This is a genomic window from Planctomycetota bacterium (assembly GCA_016872555.1).
GTDB lineage: Bacteria > Planctomycetota > Planctomycetia > Pirellulales > UBA1268 > F1-20-MAGs016.
In genome coordinates this window covers 96,999-114,771 of the sequence record VGZO01000009.1, presented here as the reverse complement: position 1 = coordinate 114,771, position 17,773 = coordinate 96,999, and the positions used below count along the sequence as shown (strand labels likewise).

Genomic DNA, 17,773 nt, shown 5'->3' with positions numbered 1-17,773 from the left:
CGTGAGCTGGGTTCAGACCGTCGTGAGACAGGTCGGTCCCTATCTGCTGTGGGCGCACGAAACTTGAGGGGATTCTTCTTTAGTACGAGAGGATTTGGAAGGACGTTCCTCTGGTGTTCCAGTTGTCGCGCTAGCGGCACGGCTGGATAGCTATGAACGGAACGGATAAACGCTGAAAGCATATAAGCGTGAAGCCCGCCCCAAGATCAGGTTTCGTAGGGCTTATGCCCGAAAGTCCCCTGGAAGACGACCAGGTTGATAGGCCGGACGTGTACGTGCAGCAATGCACTGAGCTAACCGGTACTAACGGACGAATGCTTGACCACTCGTATCGATTGCTTGCCATGAGCGCTTGCGGGGTTCTTCACGGATCCCCCAGGCCTGCCAGCTACCACGACCTTACGTATACCTGCCATCCCGCAAGGGGTGGAAGGACCGAATTTCCGGTGACGATATCTGAAAGGTCACACCCGTTCCCATCCCGAACACGGTAGTTAAGCTTTCAGAGCCGATGGTAGTACTAAAAGTGCGAGAGTAGGTATCGCCGGAATCTTTTTCGAGTGACCCCCGGGGCGAACGCCCCGGGGGTTATTTTTTTGGTGGATCAGGTGGCGCGGCCGTGGTCTTCGGCGGCGAGCAATCTGCGGATCGTCGTCAGTGGAAAGCCGACGACGTTGTCGGCCGCCCCGGCCACGAGTTCGAGTGGCAGACGCGCGTCTTGGAATCCGCAGGCGCCGGCCTTGCCCTGCCACAGCCCTGAGTCGAGGTACCAATCGAGGAACCCCTCGTCGAGCGCCCCCATCGCCAGGAGGCTCTCTTCGGTAGCGGTTCGGGGGCGATCGCCCGGCATGCGCCAGACGCACGCTGCCGAGACGACGCGGTGCCGTTTTCCCGACAGCGCCAGCAGCATCCGCCTCGCCTCGGCGCGATTTGAGGGTTGGCCAAGGGCGACGCCATCGACCTCCGAGAGCGTGTCGCATGCCACCAGCGTTCCGCTGACCCCCGTGGCAGCGACGGCATGTGCCTTGGCCAGCGCGAGGCGGGTGACGTAGGCCTCGAGCGATTCCCCGGCGGCCCGGGGGGGTTGGCCGGCCTCCACGCTCTCCGGGGCGGGGGCGACGGTGACCTCCCACCCTTCCGCCTCGGCGAGCGCCCGACGGCGCGGAGAACGGCTTGCAAGCACGATCGCCCGACGCGACGCTGTGGTCATGGCAACTGCTGGAAGGGGGGTCGAGATCCTGTTCGAGGATGACGCCGTGATCGGGGTGGTCAAGCCGTGCGGATTGGCGACCGCAAATGCCCGGCGCGGAGAGCCAAGCGTGTTCACGATCGTACGCCAACGCGACCGGCGTCCGGCGGTTTTTCTCGGCGTCGTCAGTCGCCTCGATCAGCCCGTTTCGGGGGTCGTGGTGTTCGCGCGAACGCCGGCGTCCGCCGCCGCGCTGGCCCGGCAGTTCCGCGAGCGGACCGTCGGCAAAACCTACCTGGCCGTCGTCGAGGGGCGCTTCCCCGGGATCACCGGGGAGTGGCAGGAGTGGATCGATCGCCTCGTTCCCGGCGAACAGGGCTCGGGAGGAGCGTCGCCGGTCGGGCCCGGAAGCGCCGCTGAGGGCTCCACCGAGGCGCGAGTGCGGGCCCGCGTTCTCCGCCGTGCGGGGGAGGTGTCACTGGTCGAGCTCGCCCCCACCACCGGGCGCAAACACCAGCTGCGGATCCAGTTGGCATCGCGCCGCTGCCCGATCGTCGGGGACCGTCGCTACGGGGCTCGATTGCCCTTTCCCGACGGCATCGCCCTGCATTCGCTGCGCTTGGTCTTCCGTCATCCCGTCTCGACGGAGACGATCACCCTGGCGGCTCCGCCGCCGGAGCCGTGGCTTCGAAGGTTTCCCGCCCTCGCACCATTTCCAGCGAACTGACGCCATGGCGACCGCCGGCAGCCACTCGGAAGGCGATGACGATCGCGCGGCCAGGCCGATCGCGCCGCCGCGTTTCCGGGCGATCGCGCTGGCCAGCACGCTGGTCGACCCGGCGGCGCTCGACGTCGCCGAGGCGGACATCCGTCTGATCCTCGACGAATCCCGTGTCGATCCCGGAAAGTGGGACAACGCCCTCGCCCAGCGGTTGGTCGAGATGGAGGTGCTGACTCCGTTCCAGGCGAAGCAAATGCTTGCCGGGCGGCGCAAGCTCACGCTCGGCCAGTACCGGATCCTCGAGCTCCTCGGTCAGGGGGGAATGGGGCAGGTCTTTCGGGCCGAGCACGCGCTGATGGGGCGGGAGGTCGCCGTCAAGGTCCTTCCCCGCGCGAAATCGACCCCGAACACCGAGGCCGCGTTCCGCCGCGAGATCCGCATGCTCGGCCGTCTCGACCATGAAAACCTCGTCCGTGCCCTCGACGCCGGCCACGACGGCAAGGTGTCGTATCTGGTGACCGAGTTGATCTCCGGGTGCGACCTCCGCAAGCAGGTGATCAAGTACGGGACGCTCGACGAGACGCTGGCGGCCTGCATCGCGGTCCAGGTGGCCAAAGGGCTGGCCTACGCCCATGGCCAGGGGGTGGTGCACCGTGACGTCAAACCTGGCAACATCCTCGTGTCCGACCAGGGGCGGGCAAAACTGCTCGATGTCGGTTTGGCGGGGTCGGTGCTCGAGGCGGAGTCGACGCGCCTCGGGAGGGTGGTTGGAACGATGGACTACATGGCGCCCGAGCAGATCCGTTCGGCGGATTCGGCGGGTCCTGCGGCCGACATCTACGGGTTGGGGTGCACGCTCTACTTCTGCCTCTCCGGGCAGGTGCCTTTTCCCGGGGGGACGCGCCAGGAAAAGGCACGGAGGCAGCTGCAGGACGAACCCCAGCCGCTGCACGATCTCGCGCCGACGGTGTCGAACCGCTTCTGTGCCCTGGTCGCGGAGATGATGCGGAAGGATCCCGCGGCCCGGATCGCGACCGCCAACGAAGCGATCGTGCGACTGTCGCCGTGGCTCGTGACTCCGCAGCCTCCGCTCCCGCGGACACCGCGCGGCCGGGGGCAGCGTTCCGAGCGGCCGGCCGGAGCCGTGCGCGGCTCACGGGCCAACGCGAGCCGGCGGTCGTCCGACTTCGACCAGCGGCTCCTCGACGAGGTCCTGTCCCCGGGCGCCCCCAGCGATCCCCAGGGGCTCGACTCCGGCACCGTCACGCCGCCGTTGCCGCTGCCCCTCGCACCGGTGCGCGCCCGTCGGCACGACCCGGGGATCGTCGAGGTCTTCAAAGACGCCCGGCGTTGGTTTTGGCGGACCGGCGTCGGGCGGATCACCGTCCGGCTAGAGCAATCGATCGCCATGGCCGGAACGGTGGGCACCGCCTTCGGGGTCGCGGTCTGGCTCGGGCACCTGGTTGCCCCGGTCCTGGCGGTCCGCGTCGTCGGTCAGACGTCGGCGGCGACGCTGGGGTGCACGGTGTTCGCCGTCCTGCTCGGCCTGCAGTGCCTCGTGGCCCTGTTTTCAGCGGACGGAGAGGGCCGGTGAACCGGGGCCGCCGCCCAGTGGCCGGCGGATTGACAGCGGGCGGAAATCAACTCCAATTCGGGCTCGTTGGAGCAATGGACAGGTAGCTCAGTTGGTAGAGCAACGGACTGAAAATCCGTGTGTCGCCGGTTCGATTCCGGCCCTGTCCACTTGAAGGTCGGCGGACGGCCCGGCTGCCGGCAGCGTGTTCCACGCGTGCCGCCGGCGTCGAGCGAGCCCCGCACATCCCGCCACCCGGGCGGACGAAAACCGGCGGACGAAAAAACGGAGGGCGATGCCCACCAGGACATCGCCCTCCGAATTCGATCCGTCGCGATCGCCCGCCGCCGCGGCTACCGATTTTTCGGTGTCGTCGGCACCGGTATCACCGGCCCCGGCGGCCCTCCCGACGACGTTGCCGACTCGTCACCTCTGGGCTTTCGTCACCTCTGGGCTTTCGTCACCTCTGGGCTTTCGTCACCTCTGGGCTTTCGTCACCTCTGGGCTTTCGTCACCTCTGGGCTTTCGTCACCTCTGGGCTTTCGTCACCTCTGGGCCATCGGTGCACCGCTTACCGGCCGACGGTCAACCCGCGGCCATCGCCTTCAGGCTCTTGAGCGCCCGCACTTTGACCTTCACGCTGGCGGGCTTCGCAGGACGGTCCTGCAGTTCGCCGGTGAACGGATTCTTGACGCCCTTCTGCGCGGGCTTCGCCGGAACCTTGACGCGGACGATCTTCACCAGGCCCGGGATCGAGAACACCCCGACGCTCCCCTTGACGGCCTTTTGGATCTCGCTGGTCAATGCCTCCATCACCGCCACGACGTCCTTTTTGGGAAGGCCCGTCGACTCGGAAATGCTCCTCAGGATCTCGGTCTTCGTCATGGGCTTGCTACCCGACTTCTTCGCCATCGCCACTGCCTCCACGGGAAAGGGACTATTGCTCGGTCGCGGCGGCAACCCGCCGCAGAATCGTGAAAATCGGCACAGTCGTGCCGAAAACGTGCGGAGATTAGAAGCACTGGAAAACAAATTGCAAACCAAAAGCGGCTTTTTTCCCGGGGAAATACTCGGGGGAGGGTGACGGCGTCCGGGGTAACGCGGCCCCGGAAACTTGCTCGCCAGACGGAGGCGAACCTAAGATGCGACGGTCGTTCGGCCCGCCGGACATTGCACGGAAAACCGCTTCACGCACGAAGCTGCGACGCTGCCGACCCGGGCGCAGGGGTGGATGGAATGCCGATCCACGCCGCGCACATGGGGTTTTCGAGGGGATTTATGGCACGTTCCGGCCCTCCGCGACGGGGGCGGATCGCCTTCGGTGACGGCCCGGCCGATCGGCCCGTGGGGAGCGATGCCCTTGCCGCCGGTGGGCAAAGCCATCCCTGGCCTTGGTCGACTCAGGCGACCGCGGGTAATGCCGAGGGTTTGCCTGGTCGCCGTCCCCCCGCTCCGGCGGTACGCCGCCTCGATACCGGGCTCGTCCCGCGTCCCCGTCCCGCCCTGCTGCGAGGCGGGTGCGAAGCCGGCGTGCAGCGCGTCGTGGCAGTGCTCAGTTTCGTCGCGTTTGCCGCGTTCACCGTCACCACGCCGGTCGGCGGCCGGGTGGCTCGTGCCGTGGACCTGGCGCTGGTGAACCAGCAGGCCGACGAGTCGGCCGACGACGACGCCGAGGAGGTCGCGGGCCCATCTTTTCCCACCGACCGGCGCCGTGAACGGCAACTGGATCAGGTGCGCCGGCTGGTCGCCGAGGGGCGCTGGAGCGACGTCGCCACACTCGCCGACGGGATCCTCGAATCCGATCAGGATTTTTTCGTCCGTCCCGCTGCGGGTGATGCCACGTGGCGGAGCGTCAAGAGCGAGGCGGTGCGGATCCTCGCCGGCCTGCCGGACGCCGGACGCAAAGCCTACGAGCTCCAGTTCCGCACGCGCGCCGAGCGGGCACTCGCCAAAGCCGTGGCCGACAACGATCAGGCGGCGATCGTCGCCGTGGCGCGGCGCTGGTTCCTCACGCCGGCGGGGCGCCAGGCGACGCTCCTGGCTGCGCTCGAGGCGCTCGAAGGGGGGCAGCCCCTGGCGGCCTCGGTGTGGCTCGACCGGCTCGCGGCGACGCCCGAGTCGTCGGCCTTGGAGCCGACGCTGTCGGTGCTCCGGTCGACGGCACTGTGGCGGGCCGGCGAAAAGAGCGCTGCCGCTGCCGTCCTCGACGCCAGCCGCGCGGCACGGCGCGGCGACGACCGCCGTGCCCCGCCGCTCCGCTTCGGAGGGCGCGACGTTCCCTTCGACTACGCCCCCGGCACCGCGGGCGAGTGGCTCGAGTCGGCGATCGGCCAGCCCCCGGCGGCCGCCGGCCGTCGGGAACGCGAGTGGTGGTTGCCGCGCGGCGACGCCGCCCGCAACGCCCTCGTCGAGGCATCCCGCCCCCTGCTGGCGCCGCGGTACCGCGTCCCGCTCACCCGACACCCCGAGGAGAGCCGCCTGCTCGAGCGCCGCCGCCGTCAGGCTGCCGACCGCGATCAGGTCCAGTGGCCCGCCGGCCTGCCGATCGCCGTCGACGGTCGTCTCGTCGTCCGTTCGACGCTGGGTTTGATGGCAATCGACTTCGTGACCGGCAAACGCGTGTGGCTGCAACCGGCGGGAACGACGACGTCCTTCCTGGAGACGCCCGACGAGGTCGTCGACGGGTTCGACGGGAGCGCCCGCGAGGAGCTCCCGGCGTCGGTGCGCGAGGCCTTCGAGGACGCCGCCCGCGGTGGGCTGGCCAGTGACGGACGGCTCGTGTTTTCAGTCGAGCCCGATCCGCAGGCGATCGCCGCCGACCAGGGGCGTCTCCAGGCCCGCTTCGACGGGCTCGGTGCGCCCGATGTCCGTGGTGGCAACGCACTGGTGGCGTACGAGATCGAGGGGCGCGGTCGCGAGGTCTGGAGGCTGCCGCGGGGGCCGGGCGAGCGCACGGCAGCCGGTGAACCGGCCCCGCCGGGCGGCAATCGCGAGGCGGGGGGGCGTGGCCATTACCTCGGCGCCCCGCTGCCCCTCGGCGAGCAGCTGTTCGTGATCGTCGAGGACCGTGGTGAGATCCGCCTCGACGTCCTCGACGGCGCGTCCGGTGCGACGCTCTGGTCGCAGCCGCTCACCGTGCTCGACGAGGAGCTCGGCTTCGATGGAGCGGTCGCGCGGCAGCGCCGCAATGCAGGGCTGTCGCCGTCGTATGCCGAGGGGGTCCTCGTCTGCCCGACCGGCGCCGGCGCCGTCGTCGCCGTCGACCTCGCCAACCGGACGCTGCTGTGGGCCTACGCCTACGCCGCGCGGGCCGACGTCGCCGCGGCCCAGCAGCTCCCCAACGGGCTGCGGATCCGCCGCGGGGGCATCAACGCCCGAATCCTCGTCAACGGTCAACTTCAGGTCGGTGGCCAGGCCCCGTCGCGGCCGACGGGGTGGCGCGACGCCGGGGCGATCATCGCCGAGGGGCGGATCGTGCTCACTCCCCCGGATTCCGAGGAACTGCACTGCATCGATCTGCGGAGCGGTTCGGTCGTCTGGCGGAAAGCCCGCGAAGACGCCGTGCATGTCGCCGGCGTCAGCGGTGGCGGCGTGATCGTCGTCGGCCGGCACGCCGTCGACGTCCTCGCGGTCGCTGACGGCACCTCCCGCCTCGCCGCGCCGGTGTCGCTGGGGAGTGCCGCCCCCAGCGGGCGCGGGATCGTCGCCGGTGACCACGTGTTCCTCCCGCTCGACACCCCCGAGGTGATCGACATCGATCTCGTGGCCGGTGAGGTCGTCGGGCGCTCCCCGGCACGGGGCGGATCCGTTCCCGGCAACCTTGTGGCGTACCGGGGCGAGGTGATCTCGCAGGGGGTCGATTCGATCGATGTGTTCCACCAGTCCGACGCGCTGGCCGACCGCCTCCAAACGGCCGACGGGCGCGGGCGCGCGGCGCTGTGGGGTGCCGAGCTGGCGCTCGACCGCGGTGACATCGTCGGGGGTTTGGCAGCGCTGGTCGCCGCCCGCGAGGGAGATCCGACGCGGATCCCGACGGCAGTCGTCGACGATGCCCTGTCGTTCGCGCTCACGCGGGACTTTGCCGCCGCAGCGCCCCTCTGGCGGCAGCGCCTCGCCGCCGCGGATGCCCCGCCGGTCGATCCTGCTGCCTTCGCACGGCAACTCCGGGTCGCTGCCGACGGCTACCTCAACGCGGGTGATTGGGCCAACGGCTGGTGGGTCTGCCGGGAGGCGATCGCCGGGGCGCTCGATCCGGCCGCCACTCCGGCAACGGGGCTGGTCGAAGACCCGGGCGATCGGCGTCTGTCGGTCGCCGGACCACGCTGGCTCCACGGTCGGCTCGCGCGGATCCTCGCCGCGGCCCCCGCACCGCTCCGCGACGAGATCGACCGGCACGTGGCGGCGAGCCTGGGGGCGATCGCGGCCGATCCCGACCCGGTCATCCGGACGGCGCGGCTCGAGAATTTCCTCGGCGTCTTCGGCGCCCATCCCGCGGCCGTCGCCGCCCAACGGGCACTGGTCGACACGCTCCGGGAGCGGCTCGCTGCCCCGGGCACGGGAGGGGCCGGCGGCACCGGAGACACGGCGCGCGGATTGGCGCTGCGGGCGGAATTGGTGTCGCCGTCGTCGGCCTCCATGGGGCTGCCGCCGATCGACAGCCGTCGTGCCTGGCCGTTGGGGAAGGTCGTCGAGCAGCGCTCGGCGGTGCGCGGCGGCGAGCAGGTGCGGCAGGTGCGGTTGATGGCGTTGCCGGTGAACGATTCGGGTGCCGGCGCGTTTCCGGGCCTCCGCCTCTGGTACGACATGAACCAGCCGCGGCTGTTCGCCGTCGACGGCGCCGGTCGCCAACTCGGCGATCTCCTCGAACGCTCGACGCGGCAGATCGGGATGCAGATCAATCCGTTGATCTTCGAGGCGGCCACGGTCGGCAGGATCGTGGTGATCCGCACCGGCCCGGTGGCGACGGCCTTCGAACTGTCGGGCGATCCGGCGATTGCCAACCGCCGGTTGTGGTCGCTCGCGGAACGCTCCGCGCTGGCCGCGGAACTGCCGCTGATCAACGTCGGGCGGACGATTGGCCGGGTCGTCCGCGCCGGGGCCGTGCCGCTCGGGCTGCAGGTCGTCGAGCCCGACATGGCAGCTGCCCGCGAGGAGGTGCAGCTCGGCCCGGTCTCGCCGCGGGGGATCGCCGTGCGGATCGGCACGACCGTCGAACTCCATGACCCGATTTCGGGCGCGGTGGTGTGGGAGCGGCGTCGCCTGCCCGCCGGGGTCGAGCTTTTCGGCGACGACGAGGTCATCGTCGCGGTCCCCCCGACCGGCGCTGGTGTCCAGGTGCTGGCGGTGGCCGACGGCCGCCTCCTCCACGAGCTCGATCTCCCGCCGCGTCACCAGCGGCTGGCGACGCGCGGCCGGCGGGTGGTGGCGATCGAGCCGCTGCCCGGCGGGGCACAGCCGACCCCCGGTGCGCTCCATGCCCGCGTGCGCCTCGTTGCCATCGATCCGCTCTCACGCGAGCGGACGACGCTCGGTGAGTTTTCCGGAACCGCGCTGGCGGTCCAGGTCGGCGGCGACGTGCTCGTGCTCGACCGCGACGGGACCCTCGACCTCCTCGACGTGGCCGCGGGCACGGCCCGGTGGCGGAAACGGCTGCCGCTGGGCAGCACCGCCCCGCGCTCGCTCCAAGCGCAGCGCTGGGAAGACCGGTTCCTCGTGATCGTCGGGCGCGATCCGTCGGCCGAGGAGCAGGCGACCGTCCAGCGCGCCGGGATGGTGATGCCGCTTCCCCAGGCGTCGCTCCTCGGCGACGCCCCCCTGCCCACGACCGGCACCGTCTGGGCGGTGGCCGCCGAGGATGGCACGCCGCTCTGGCCGGCCCCGGCCTCGATCCTCCAGCATGCGCTCCATCCGCAGCAGCCGGCCGCGCTGCCGATCCTCGTGTTCGCCCGGCAAATCCAGAGCCAGCGCGGCGCCGGTTCGATGCGGCTCAGCCTCCTGGCGCTCGACAAGCGCACCGGATCCGCCGTCTGCAACGACGACGGGATCGAGGTCCAGCAACCACATCTGCTGATGGGCTGCGACGTCACCGCCGACCCGGAGGCTCATTCGATCATCCTCGGCCACGGCTCTGGCGACATGGCCGACCGCGTGCTCGAATTCACCGGGCTGCCGATCGCGCCGCGACCGCCGTACCAGGCGCTGGGCGTGCAGCCTCCACCGCTCGACCTGCGCGGGAGCCTGCAGCGGTTGTTGGAACGGGCCCTCATCCCCGACGGTGGACCATGAACCGAGTGATCCGATCCCCGTCCGTGTCGGCCGTCGTGCGGGCCGTCGCCGTCGGTCTCCTCCTCCGGCTCGCCACACCGTCGGCGCTCGCCGCCGATGCGGTCGCCGACCAGTCGTCGAAGGTCGACCGGGTGGTGACCCGGGCGTTGGATTGGCTCGTCGCCAAGCAGTCCCGGCGCGGAAGCTGGGCAGCCAACGAGGGGCGCTACCCGACGGCGATGACGGCGCTGGCCGGGACGGCGATGCTGATGGAGGGCTCGACGAGCACCCAGGGGCGCTACGCCGAGCCGATCCGCAACGCCGTCGACTACCTCGTCAGCCGGTCACGGACCAACGGCCTGATCGGCGATCCCAAGACCGACGATCGCTACACCTACGGTCACGGCTTCTCGATGCTGTTCCTCTCCCAGGTCCTCGGCGAGGAGGAGGACGAGCGGCGCCGCGAGGAGCTGGTGCGCGTCCTCGAGAAGGCGGTCGAGTTTTCCGGGCGCGCCCAGACGCCCGACGGTGGCTGGGGCTACGTCAGCGCCAAGGATGGCAACAACTTCGACGAAGGGTCGACGACGATCACGCAGGTCCAGGGGCTGCGCGGGTGCCGCAACGCCGGGATCCCGGTGCCGCGCGAGATCATCGAGAAGGCGATCGGCTACATCCACAAGTGCACGATGGCCGACGGCGGCGTGCAGTACAGTTCCAAAGGGGGTGGCGGACGTCCGGCGATCTCGGCGGCAGCGATCGCCTGCCTGTTCAACGCCGGCGAGGAGGACGACACGCATGTCCCCCGGATGCTCGACTACGCCGAGAAGCACCTCGGTAACATCGCCAACAACGGTTTCGGCCACTGGCACTACGCCCATTTCTATTACGCCCAGGTCATGTACCGTGGAGGGGGGCAGAAGTGGGAGGGCTACCGTGATCAGATCGTCAAGCGCATCATCGGCGAGGCCCAGGAGGACCGCGACGGACTCCACTGGCCGCAGGGGTTCATCGGTCCGGTCTACACCACTGCCTCGAACCTGACGATCCTCCAGCTCGACAAGGGCACGCTGCCGATTTACCAACGCTGATCGGACGGACCGGCACGAGGGCCCGCGCGGGGGCTCCCCGCCGCCGTCGCCGGGCCGTTTTCCTCCTGGAGACACCATGTCGACGCACCCCGATGCCGCAGCGGTCGAGCGGCTGCACCTCGCCCACGACCGGATCCTCGAGCAGCTCTCGCGGGTGATCGTCGGTCAGCACCAGGTCGTCGAGGAGCTGCTGATCAGCCTGTTCAGCCGCGGCCATTGCCTCCTCGAGGGGGTTCCGGGCCTGGCCAAGACGCTCCTCATCAGCACGCTCGCGCGGAGCCTCGACCTGTCCTTCAGCCGGATCCAGTTCACCCCCGACCTGATGCCTGCCGACATCATCGGCACCGACGTCCTCGAGGAGGACCGGGCGAGCGGCACCCGGCAGCTGCGCTTCCTCGAAGGGCCGCTGTTCGCCAACGTCGTTCTCGCCGACGAGATCAACCGGACGCCGCCGAAGACGCAGGCGGCACTGCTCGAGGCGATGCAGGAGCGCCAGGTCAGCGTCGGGCGCACGCGTCACCGTCTCGCCGATCCGTTCTTCGTGCTCGCCACCCAGAATCCGATCGAGCAGGAGGGTACCTATCCGCTCCCCGAGGCGCAGCAGGACCGGTTCATGTTCAAGGTGCAGGTCCGCTACCCGAGCTTCAGCGAGGAGCTCGAGATCGCGCGGCGGACGACCGGCCAGCCGCTCGACGAGGCCCGCCCCGTGCTCAGTGCCGACGACATCGAGAGCCTGCAGCGGAGCGTGCGCGACGTCCCCGTCAGCGACCACCTGCTGCGCTACGCCCTGTCGCTGGTGCGCCAGACCCGTCCCGGCGAGAAGGGCGTGCCCGACTTCGTCTCCGACCAGCTGACCTGGGGGGCCGGTCCACGCGCCGTGCAGTTCCTCGTGATCGGCGCCAAGGCGCGGGCCCTGCTCCAGGGGCGCGATCACGTCGCGGTCGAGGACGTCCAGGCGCTGGCAGCGCCCGTGCTCCGCCACCGCATCGTGGTCGGCTTCGCGGCCGAGAGCGAGGGCGTCACCCCCGACGCGATCATCGGCCGGATCATCGAGAACACCCCGACCCGCGAGAACGAACTGACCCGCGATGCCCGCTTCCAGACGATCTTTGCATCCTGAGGCGATCGCCCGGATCGCCCGGCTCGAACTGCGCGCCCGCGCGGTCGTCGAGGGGGTTCTCACCGGTCTCCACAAGAGCCCCTACAAGGGGCAGTCGGTGGAGTTCCTCCAACACCGTGAGTACGTCCGCGGCGACGATCTGCGCCGGGTCGACTGGAAGGTCTGGGGCCGGCAGGACCGGCTGTACGTCAAGGAGTTCGAGGAGGAGACCAACCTCCGGCTGGCGCTGGTCGTCGACGGCTCGTCGAGCATGGACTACCGCTCCACCGCCGCCGGTCGGGAGCGGATGTCGAAATACGACTACGCCGCCACGCTCGCCGCCAGCCTGGCCTGGCTGGCGCTGTCGCACGGCGACGCCGCCGGCTGCGTGCTGTTCGACGAGCAGGTCCGGGCGAGCGTGCCGGCACGGACGCGCCGCTCCCAGCTCACCGGCGTCTGCGACATCCTCGAGGCTCCGCGGCAGGGCACGCGGACCTCGTTCCAGCCGGTGCTCCGCAGCCTCGCCGAGACGTTGCCGCCGCGCGGGATGGTGGTGATCGTCAGCGACCTGCTCGGCGACCGCGACGGGCTGTTCCGCGGCCTCCAGGTCCTCAAGCGCCGCGGCCATGACCTCGTCGTGCTCCACGTCCTCGACGACGACGAGATCGAGTTTCCCTTCGACGGACCGACGCGCTTCGAGGGGCTCGAGCTCCCCGAACACGTCACCTGCAATCCCCGTGGTCTCCGCGACGGCTACCTCGAGGCCCTCGAAGCGTTTCTCACCGAGGTCCGCCGCCGGTCGGCCGCGGCGGCGGCCGACTACACGCTGATCCGCACCGGCGAACCGGTCGACGGCGCGCTGGTGCGGTTCCTCGCCCGGCGTGCGAGCATGGCGGTCTGACGGCGGCGGAAGACCGCGAGAGGGGGATCGGTCCGGTGCCGACGTTCGACTTCACGTCTCTGCTGTGGTGGGGCCTGCCGCTGGCGGCCGCGCCGATCGTCATCCATCTGATCAACCTCCTCCGCCACCGGCGCGTGGAGTGGGCGGCGATGGAGTTCCTCCTCGCCAGCCAGCGGAAGTACCGGACGCGCGTCCTCCTCAAGCAGCTCCTCCTCCTCGCGCTGCGGGTCGCGGCGGTGCTCGGCCTGGTGCTGGCACTGGCGCAGCCGCGGTGGACGGCGCTGGCCGGGTGGCTCGCCGGGGCGCGGACCGTCCACCTGGTGCTCCTCGACGACAGCTACTCGATGGGGGAGCGCGGCGGTCCCGGCGCCGCCGACGGCGCCGTCGGCACCTGCTTCGATCGCGCCCGCGACGTGGCGGAGCGGGTCCTCGACGAATTGGCCGCCCGCGGCGGCGGGCAGGAGATCGCCATCGGCCGGTTTTCGCGACTCGTCGGGCCCGCACCGCCTGGCCCGGGAGCCGACGGGGCCGCCGCGCCGGTGGATGCAGCGGCGCCGGTGGCGGCAGGCCTCGACGGGCGGCTCGATCAACCGGCCCAGCGCGTCACCCCGGCGGTGGTGCAGCGGCTCCGTGAGCAGCTGGCGCGGCTGGTGCCTTCCGCGACGGCGATCGGGCCGGCCCGGGCGCTGGCCTTCGCGCAGGAATGGCTCGGCGGGCGGGCCGGCGCCGGCGAAGACCGGGTGCTGTGGCTGGTCAGCGACTTCCGCGCCCGCGACTGGCGCTCGGCCGAAGAGTCGACCGGTCTGCTCGAGGCACTGGCGGCGGCGGGCGTGCAGCTCCGGCTCGTCGATTGCGCGACGGCCGCCGACGAGCCGGGGGGGCCGGTCGCACGGGCCGACGCCTCCGCCAACCTGTCGATCGAACGGATCGAGTCGGTCGGCGGGGTGCCGGCCGCCGGGGTGCTGCTGCCGCTGGAAATCACCGTCGCCAACCGCTCCCCGCAGGCGGTCCGCGACGTCCTCGTCGACCTCCGTGAGGACGACGTCGCCCGCCCCGGCCTCAGGCTCCCCGAGATACCCGCCGGCGCCAGCGCCACACAGCGCTTCGAGGCCCGTTTCGAGCGCCCCGGGGCGCACGTCATCACGGCCCGCCTGCCCCCCGACCGGCTGCCGGGGGACGACGCGCGGACGGCCGTGATCGACGTCGTCGAACGGGTCGACGTGCTTCTCGTCGACGGCCGGCTGGCCGCGGCGGGGAGCGCTGCCACGGGGCGCGTCGGCGATGCCTTCTACCTGGCCGCCGCCCTGGCGCCGGGGGCCGGCGCCCCGACGGGACTGCGCCCGCGGATCGAGCCCCCGGCGGCGCTCGCGACCCTCGACCTCGCCGGATTCGACTGCGTTTGGCTGCTCGACGTCGAGCGGCTCGACCGCCCCGAGCGCGAGGCCCTCGAGGCCTACGTCCGCGCCGGCGGTGGGGTCGTGTTCTTCACCGGGCCGCGGACGCGGGCCGACGTCGTCAACGAGACGCTGTACCGCGACGGCGAGGGGCCGTTTCCGGTGCCACTCGCCGGCGCCGTCGACCTCCTCCCCGATCCCGCCTCCCCCGACAGCCCCGACCTGGTCGTCGAGGAGCATCCTGTGGTCGGGGTACTCGCCGGGCAGCGCAATCCGTTTCTCGGCGCGGTCCGCGTCGGGCGGTACGTGGCGGTGCAGCGCGGCCACGAGCCGCCGGCCGGCTCCGGGCTGCGGCGGCTGCTGTCGCTGCGCAACGGCGCGGCGCTGGTGGTCGAGCGCCCGTTCGGCGACGGGCTGGCCGTCGCCGTCCTGACCACCGCCGCCCCGGAGTGGAACACCTGGGCGCGGGGCAACCCGAGCTGGGTGGTGGTGATGCTGGAATTGGAGAGCCACCTCGCCCGCGCGCGGCGTGCGGGCACGGCGCTGGCGGTCGGTGATCCGGTGACCGTCGACCTGCAGCCCGGGGTCGACGGTGTCGAGGTGGACTTTCTCGTGCCCCCCGACGGCGTGGTCGTGCGGCAGGCGGCGACGCCGGTCGCCGACGGACGCCTCGCGGCCCGTCTCGAGCGGACCGAGACGCCGGGTGCCTACCGGATGCGCTGGCAGCGTGCCGACGGCAGCGAACGCGAGCGTGCCGTCGCCGTCAACGTCGATCCCGACGAAGGACGCCTGGAGCGCGTCGGCCGGGAGCGGCTGGCCACGGCGCTGACCGGGATCCCCCACCGCTACGAGTCGGCCGCGACGTTCCGCGGCGAAGAACAGGCCGCTTCCGGGGCATCGCTGGTCGGCCCGTTGCTCAAGGGCCTCGCCGTGGTGATGCTGCTCGAGCAGCTCCTCGCCTGGTCGGCCAGTTACCATCCCACCGCCGCGCGCCGCCGTCCGCCCACCGCCTGACGGCGGCCCCGGAAACGCCTCGATGCCCATCACCCCCCTGGTCGCCGTGACCGAGAGCGTGCAGCACCGCATCACCAGCGCCGTGGTCGAGGGGTTCTCGCAGTGGTGGCAGCTCCCCCTCCTCGTCGTCGTCGTGCTGGCGCTGGCGCTGGTCTCGCTGGCGATCTACCGGCGCGATGCCGCCGAGCTGCCGCGCGGGCTGGCCCTGCTGCTGGTGACGCTGCGGCTGGGAGCGCTGGCGGCGCTCGTCGCGGCCTACCTCGACCTCCGCCGGACCGCCGAGCACGAGATCGCGTTTCCCTCGCGCGTCGCCGTCCTCGTCGACTCCAGCGCCAGCATGACGCTCGAAGACGCGCCGGCCGACGGCGCCGAGGGCGCCGCCCCCGTGCGTTCGCGGGCCGAGGAGGCGGTCGAGGTCCTCGACGGTGGCGGCCTGCTGGCGGCGCTCGGGCGGCGGCACGAGGTGTCGCTGTGGCGGTTCGACGCCGATGCCGAGCAGGTCACGCTGCTGCCCGCGCCCGGCGCCGATGTGGCGCCGGCGATCCCCGCGGCGACCGCGGACGGCGCCGAGACGACCCCGCCGGCGGCGGGCTGGCGCGAGCGGATCAGACCGCTGGGGTTCGAGACCCGGCTCGGCGAGGCGCTCGGCGCCGTGCTCGACCAGGAGCGCGGCGAGTCGCTGGCCGGCGTGGTGGTGGTGACCGACGGGGCGAGTAACGGCGGCCTCGACGCGGCGGCCGCAGCCGCCGCGCTGGCCCGTGCCGGGGTCGCCGTCCACGCCGTCGGGGTCGGTGCCGAGCGCCTCCCCGCCAACGTGCGCGTCGCCGACGTCCTCGCCCCGGCCCGGGTCTTTCCCGGCGACCGCTTCGGCGTGTCGGCCTTCCTCCAGGCGCAGGGGCTCGAGGGAACGACGGCGCGGGTCGAGCTCCTCGAAGCGGAGGCCGACGACGCCGACGGCGCGGCTCCCGACGCGGGGCGCGTGATCGACACGGTCGAGACCCGGCTCGCCGCCGACGGCGAGCTGGCCGGGGTCCGCTTCGAGCTGCCGGGCCTCGGCAGTGCCGGCCGGCGCCGGCTCACGGTGCGCGTCGTGCCACCGGCCGGTGAGCGGAACCGTGCCGACGACGTGCAGTCGGCCGAGGTCGAGGTCGTCGACCGCGTCACCGAGGTGCTGCTGGTCGCCGGCGGGCCGACGCGCGATTACCAGTTCATGCGCAACGTCCTCCAGCGCGACAAGAGCTTCGCCGTCGACGTCCTTCTCGCCACGGCCCGTGCCGGTGCCTCGCAGGACGCGCGGCGGATCCTCGACGCCTTCCCCCCCACGCCCGAGGCGTTGTCGGCCTACGACGCCGTCGTCGCCTTCGACGTCGACTGGCGGCAGATCGACCCGGCGGCGCAGGCACGGCTGGAGCGCTGGGTGGCGCGCGAGAGCGGAGGGTTGTGCCTGGTCGCCGGTGGCGTGTCGATGGACGCCTGGCTCGGCCACCCCGACTGCGCGACGTTGCGGACGCTGCTGCCGGTGGAGCCGGCACACTCGGGGCAGTTGATCACCGAAGCCCCCGCCGGGTTCACCGATCCGCACCCGCTCGCGTTCACGCGCGATGGGCTCGACGCCGAGTTTCTCTGGCTCGCGGGCAGCCGGGCCGCCAGCGAGGCGGCCTGGCGCGGCTTTCCCGGGGTCTACGCCTGCTTCGACGCCCGTGAAGCCAAGCCCGGTGCCACCGTCTACGCGCGCGTGCCGCCGCTCGGTGACGGCCCGGCGGTCGGCGACGCCCGGCGCGAGGGACCGATCTTCATGGCGGGGCAGCTGTACGGCGCGGGCACCGTGTTCCACCTCGGGAGCGGCGAACTGTGGCGGCTGCGCGGCCTCGACGACAGCTTCTACGAGCGGCTGGTGACGCAGTTGGTGCGCCACGTCTCGCAGGGACGGCTGCTGGCCGGGTCGCGCCGGGCCCGGCTGCTCGTCGACCGCGACCGCTACGCCGTCGGGGCCGCGGTCGTGGTCCGCGTGGTGATGGCCGACGGCGATGCCGTGGCGGGGCGGGCGCTTCCCGATTGCCGGGCTGTCGGCCCCGACGGGGCGGCGGTGCGCGTGCTGCTGGCGGCCGAGCCGGGGCGTCCGGGGGTGCTCCAGGGGACGTTCGTCGCCGGTCGCGAGGGGAGTTGGCGGATCGACGTCGGCCTGCCCGACGGCGGCGAGCCGGGGGAGACGCTGTCACGGCGGATCCAGGCGCGTCTCCCCGACCGCGAATTGGAGCGGCCGCGCCTCGACCGTGGCGTGCTCGAGCAGGTGGCGGCGGCGACCGGCGGCACCGTCACGTTCCTCGCCGACGGGCCTTGGACCCCCGGGCGCGCCGGCGAGCTCGCCGCCCGGCTTCCGGACAGGTCGCGCCGGGAGTACGAGCCCGGCGTCACCGACACCAGCTTCAAGCAACGTCTCAACACGGTCCTCCTCGGAGTCGGGGTCGGGCTGTTGTGCACCGAATGGATCCTCCGCCGCCTCGTGCGGTTGGCCTGAACGAAACACCCC

Annotated in this window: 10 protein-coding genes, 1 tRNA gene and 2 rRNA genes; 11 read left to right on the top strand and 2 right to left on the bottom strand. The window is 71.7% G+C overall.

Annotation, left to right across the window (positions count from 1 at the left end; all coding sequences use genetic code 11):
* Together FJ309_05050 and rrf are read left to right on the top strand one after the other, a co-directional pair.
* A 23S ribosomal RNA gene (locus tag FJ309_05050) occupies positions 1-328 on the top strand; the annotation flags it as partial.
* Positions 329-442: 114 nt separating this feature from the next.
* Positions 443-550 (top strand): 5S ribosomal RNA (gene rrf, locus FJ309_05045).
* Between the two features lie 54 nt (positions 551-604).
* Here rrf and FJ309_05040 read toward each other — a convergent pair.
* A complete protein-coding gene (locus tag FJ309_05040; protein MBM3953967.1) occupies positions 605-1,210 on the bottom strand; it encodes a septum formation protein Maf in 606 nt (201 codons plus the stop codon).
* Here FJ309_05040 and FJ309_05035 point away from each other — a divergent pair.
* The 3 genes from FJ309_05035 (at position 1,209) to FJ309_05025 (ending at position 3,653) form a co-directional block, all read left to right on the top strand.
* Entirely contained in the window at positions 1,209-1,916 is a 708-nt protein-coding gene (locus FJ309_05035) for an RluA family pseudouridine synthase (GenBank protein MBM3953966.1), read from the top strand. The two genes, FJ309_05040 and FJ309_05035, sit on opposite strands and share 2 nt — an antisense overlap.
* Positions 1,917-1,920: 4 nt before the next feature.
* Positions 1,921-3,504 (top strand): serine/threonine protein kinase, encoded by a 1,584-nt coding sequence (locus tag FJ309_05030; protein ID MBM3953965.1) that lies wholly within the window; start codon positions 1,921-1,923, stop codon positions 3,502-3,504.
* Positions 3,505-3,580: 76 nt separating this feature from the next.
* Positions 3,581-3,653 (top strand) — tRNA-Phe (locus FJ309_05025).
* Positions 3,654-4,068: 415 nt separating this feature from the next.
* Here FJ309_05025 and FJ309_05020 read toward each other — a convergent pair.
* The gene (locus FJ309_05020) at positions 4,069-4,395 is read right to left on the bottom strand and encodes a DNA-binding protein (protein ID MBM3953964.1); all 327 of its coding nucleotides are present in this window, start codon (positions 4,393-4,395) and stop codon (positions 4,069-4,071) included.
* Between the two features lie 324 nt (positions 4,396-4,719).
* Between FJ309_05020 and FJ309_05015 the strand changes: the two genes are divergently transcribed.
* From FJ309_05015 to FJ309_04990, 6 genes are all read left to right on the top strand, one after another.
* On the top strand, positions 4,720-9,768 hold the full coding sequence (locus tag FJ309_05015; protein MBM3953963.1) for a hypothetical protein: 5,049 nt from the start codon (positions 4,720-4,722) through the stop codon (positions 9,766-9,768).
* Positions 9,765-10,835 (top strand): terpene cyclase/mutase family protein, encoded by a 1,071-nt coding sequence (locus FJ309_05010; GenBank protein ID MBM3953962.1) that lies wholly within the window; start codon positions 9,765-9,767, stop codon positions 10,833-10,835. Before FJ309_05015 ends, FJ309_05010 begins: the two co-directional genes overlap by 4 nt.
* 76 nt (positions 10,836-10,911) lie before the next feature.
* Complete coding sequence (locus tag FJ309_05005) at positions 10,912-11,955, top strand: MoxR family ATPase (protein ID MBM3953961.1); 1,044 nt, start codon at positions 10,912-10,914, stop codon at positions 11,953-11,955.
* On the top strand, positions 11,945-12,835 hold the full coding sequence (locus tag FJ309_05000) for a DUF58 domain-containing protein (GenBank protein MBM3953960.1): 891 nt from the start codon (positions 11,945-11,947) through the stop codon (positions 12,833-12,835). Before FJ309_05005 ends, FJ309_05000 begins: the two co-directional genes overlap by 11 nt.
* A 35-nt stretch (positions 12,836-12,870) precedes the next feature.
* The gene (locus tag FJ309_04995; GenBank protein MBM3953959.1) at positions 12,871-15,243 is read left to right on the top strand and encodes a hypothetical protein; all 2,373 of its coding nucleotides are present in this window, start codon (positions 12,871-12,873) and stop codon (positions 15,241-15,243) included.
* A gap of 22 nt (positions 15,244-15,265) precedes the next feature.
* Positions 15,266-17,761, top strand: coding sequence for a VWA domain-containing protein (locus FJ309_04990; protein MBM3953958.1), 2,496 nt, complete (start codon positions 15,266-15,268; stop codon positions 17,759-17,761).
* Positions 17,762-17,773 lie beyond the last annotated feature (12 nt).

What these genes read in the sequence shown, in the direction of transcription:
- FJ309_05020 (MBM3953964.1), bottom strand. Translation starts at nt 4,395, where the DNA reads ATGGCGAAGAAGTCGGGTAGCAAGCCCATGACGAAGACCGAGATCCTG.
- FJ309_04990 (MBM3953958.1), top strand. Translation starts at nt 15,266, where the DNA reads ATGCCCATCACCCCCCTGGTCGCCGTGACCGAGAGCGTGCAGCACCGC.
- FJ309_05030 (MBM3953965.1), top strand. Translation starts at nt 1,921, where the DNA reads ATGGCGACCGCCGGCAGCCACTCGGAAGGCGATGACGATCGCGCGGCC.
- FJ309_05035 (MBM3953966.1), top strand. Translation starts at nt 1,209, where the DNA reads ATGGCAACTGCTGGAAGGGGGGTCGAGATCCTGTTCGAGGATGACGCC.
- FJ309_05040 (MBM3953967.1), bottom strand. Translation starts at nt 1,210, where the DNA reads ATGACCACAGCGTCGCGTCGGGCGATCGTGCTTGCAAGCCGTTCTCCG.
- FJ309_05005 (MBM3953961.1), top strand. Translation starts at nt 10,912, where the DNA reads ATGTCGACGCACCCCGATGCCGCAGCGGTCGAGCGGCTGCACCTCGCC.
- FJ309_05015 (MBM3953963.1), top strand. Translation starts at nt 4,720, where the DNA reads ATGCCGATCCACGCCGCGCACATGGGGTTTTCGAGGGGATTTATGGCA.
- FJ309_05010 (MBM3953962.1), top strand. Translation starts at nt 9,765, where the DNA reads ATGAACCGAGTGATCCGATCCCCGTCCGTGTCGGCCGTCGTGCGGGCC.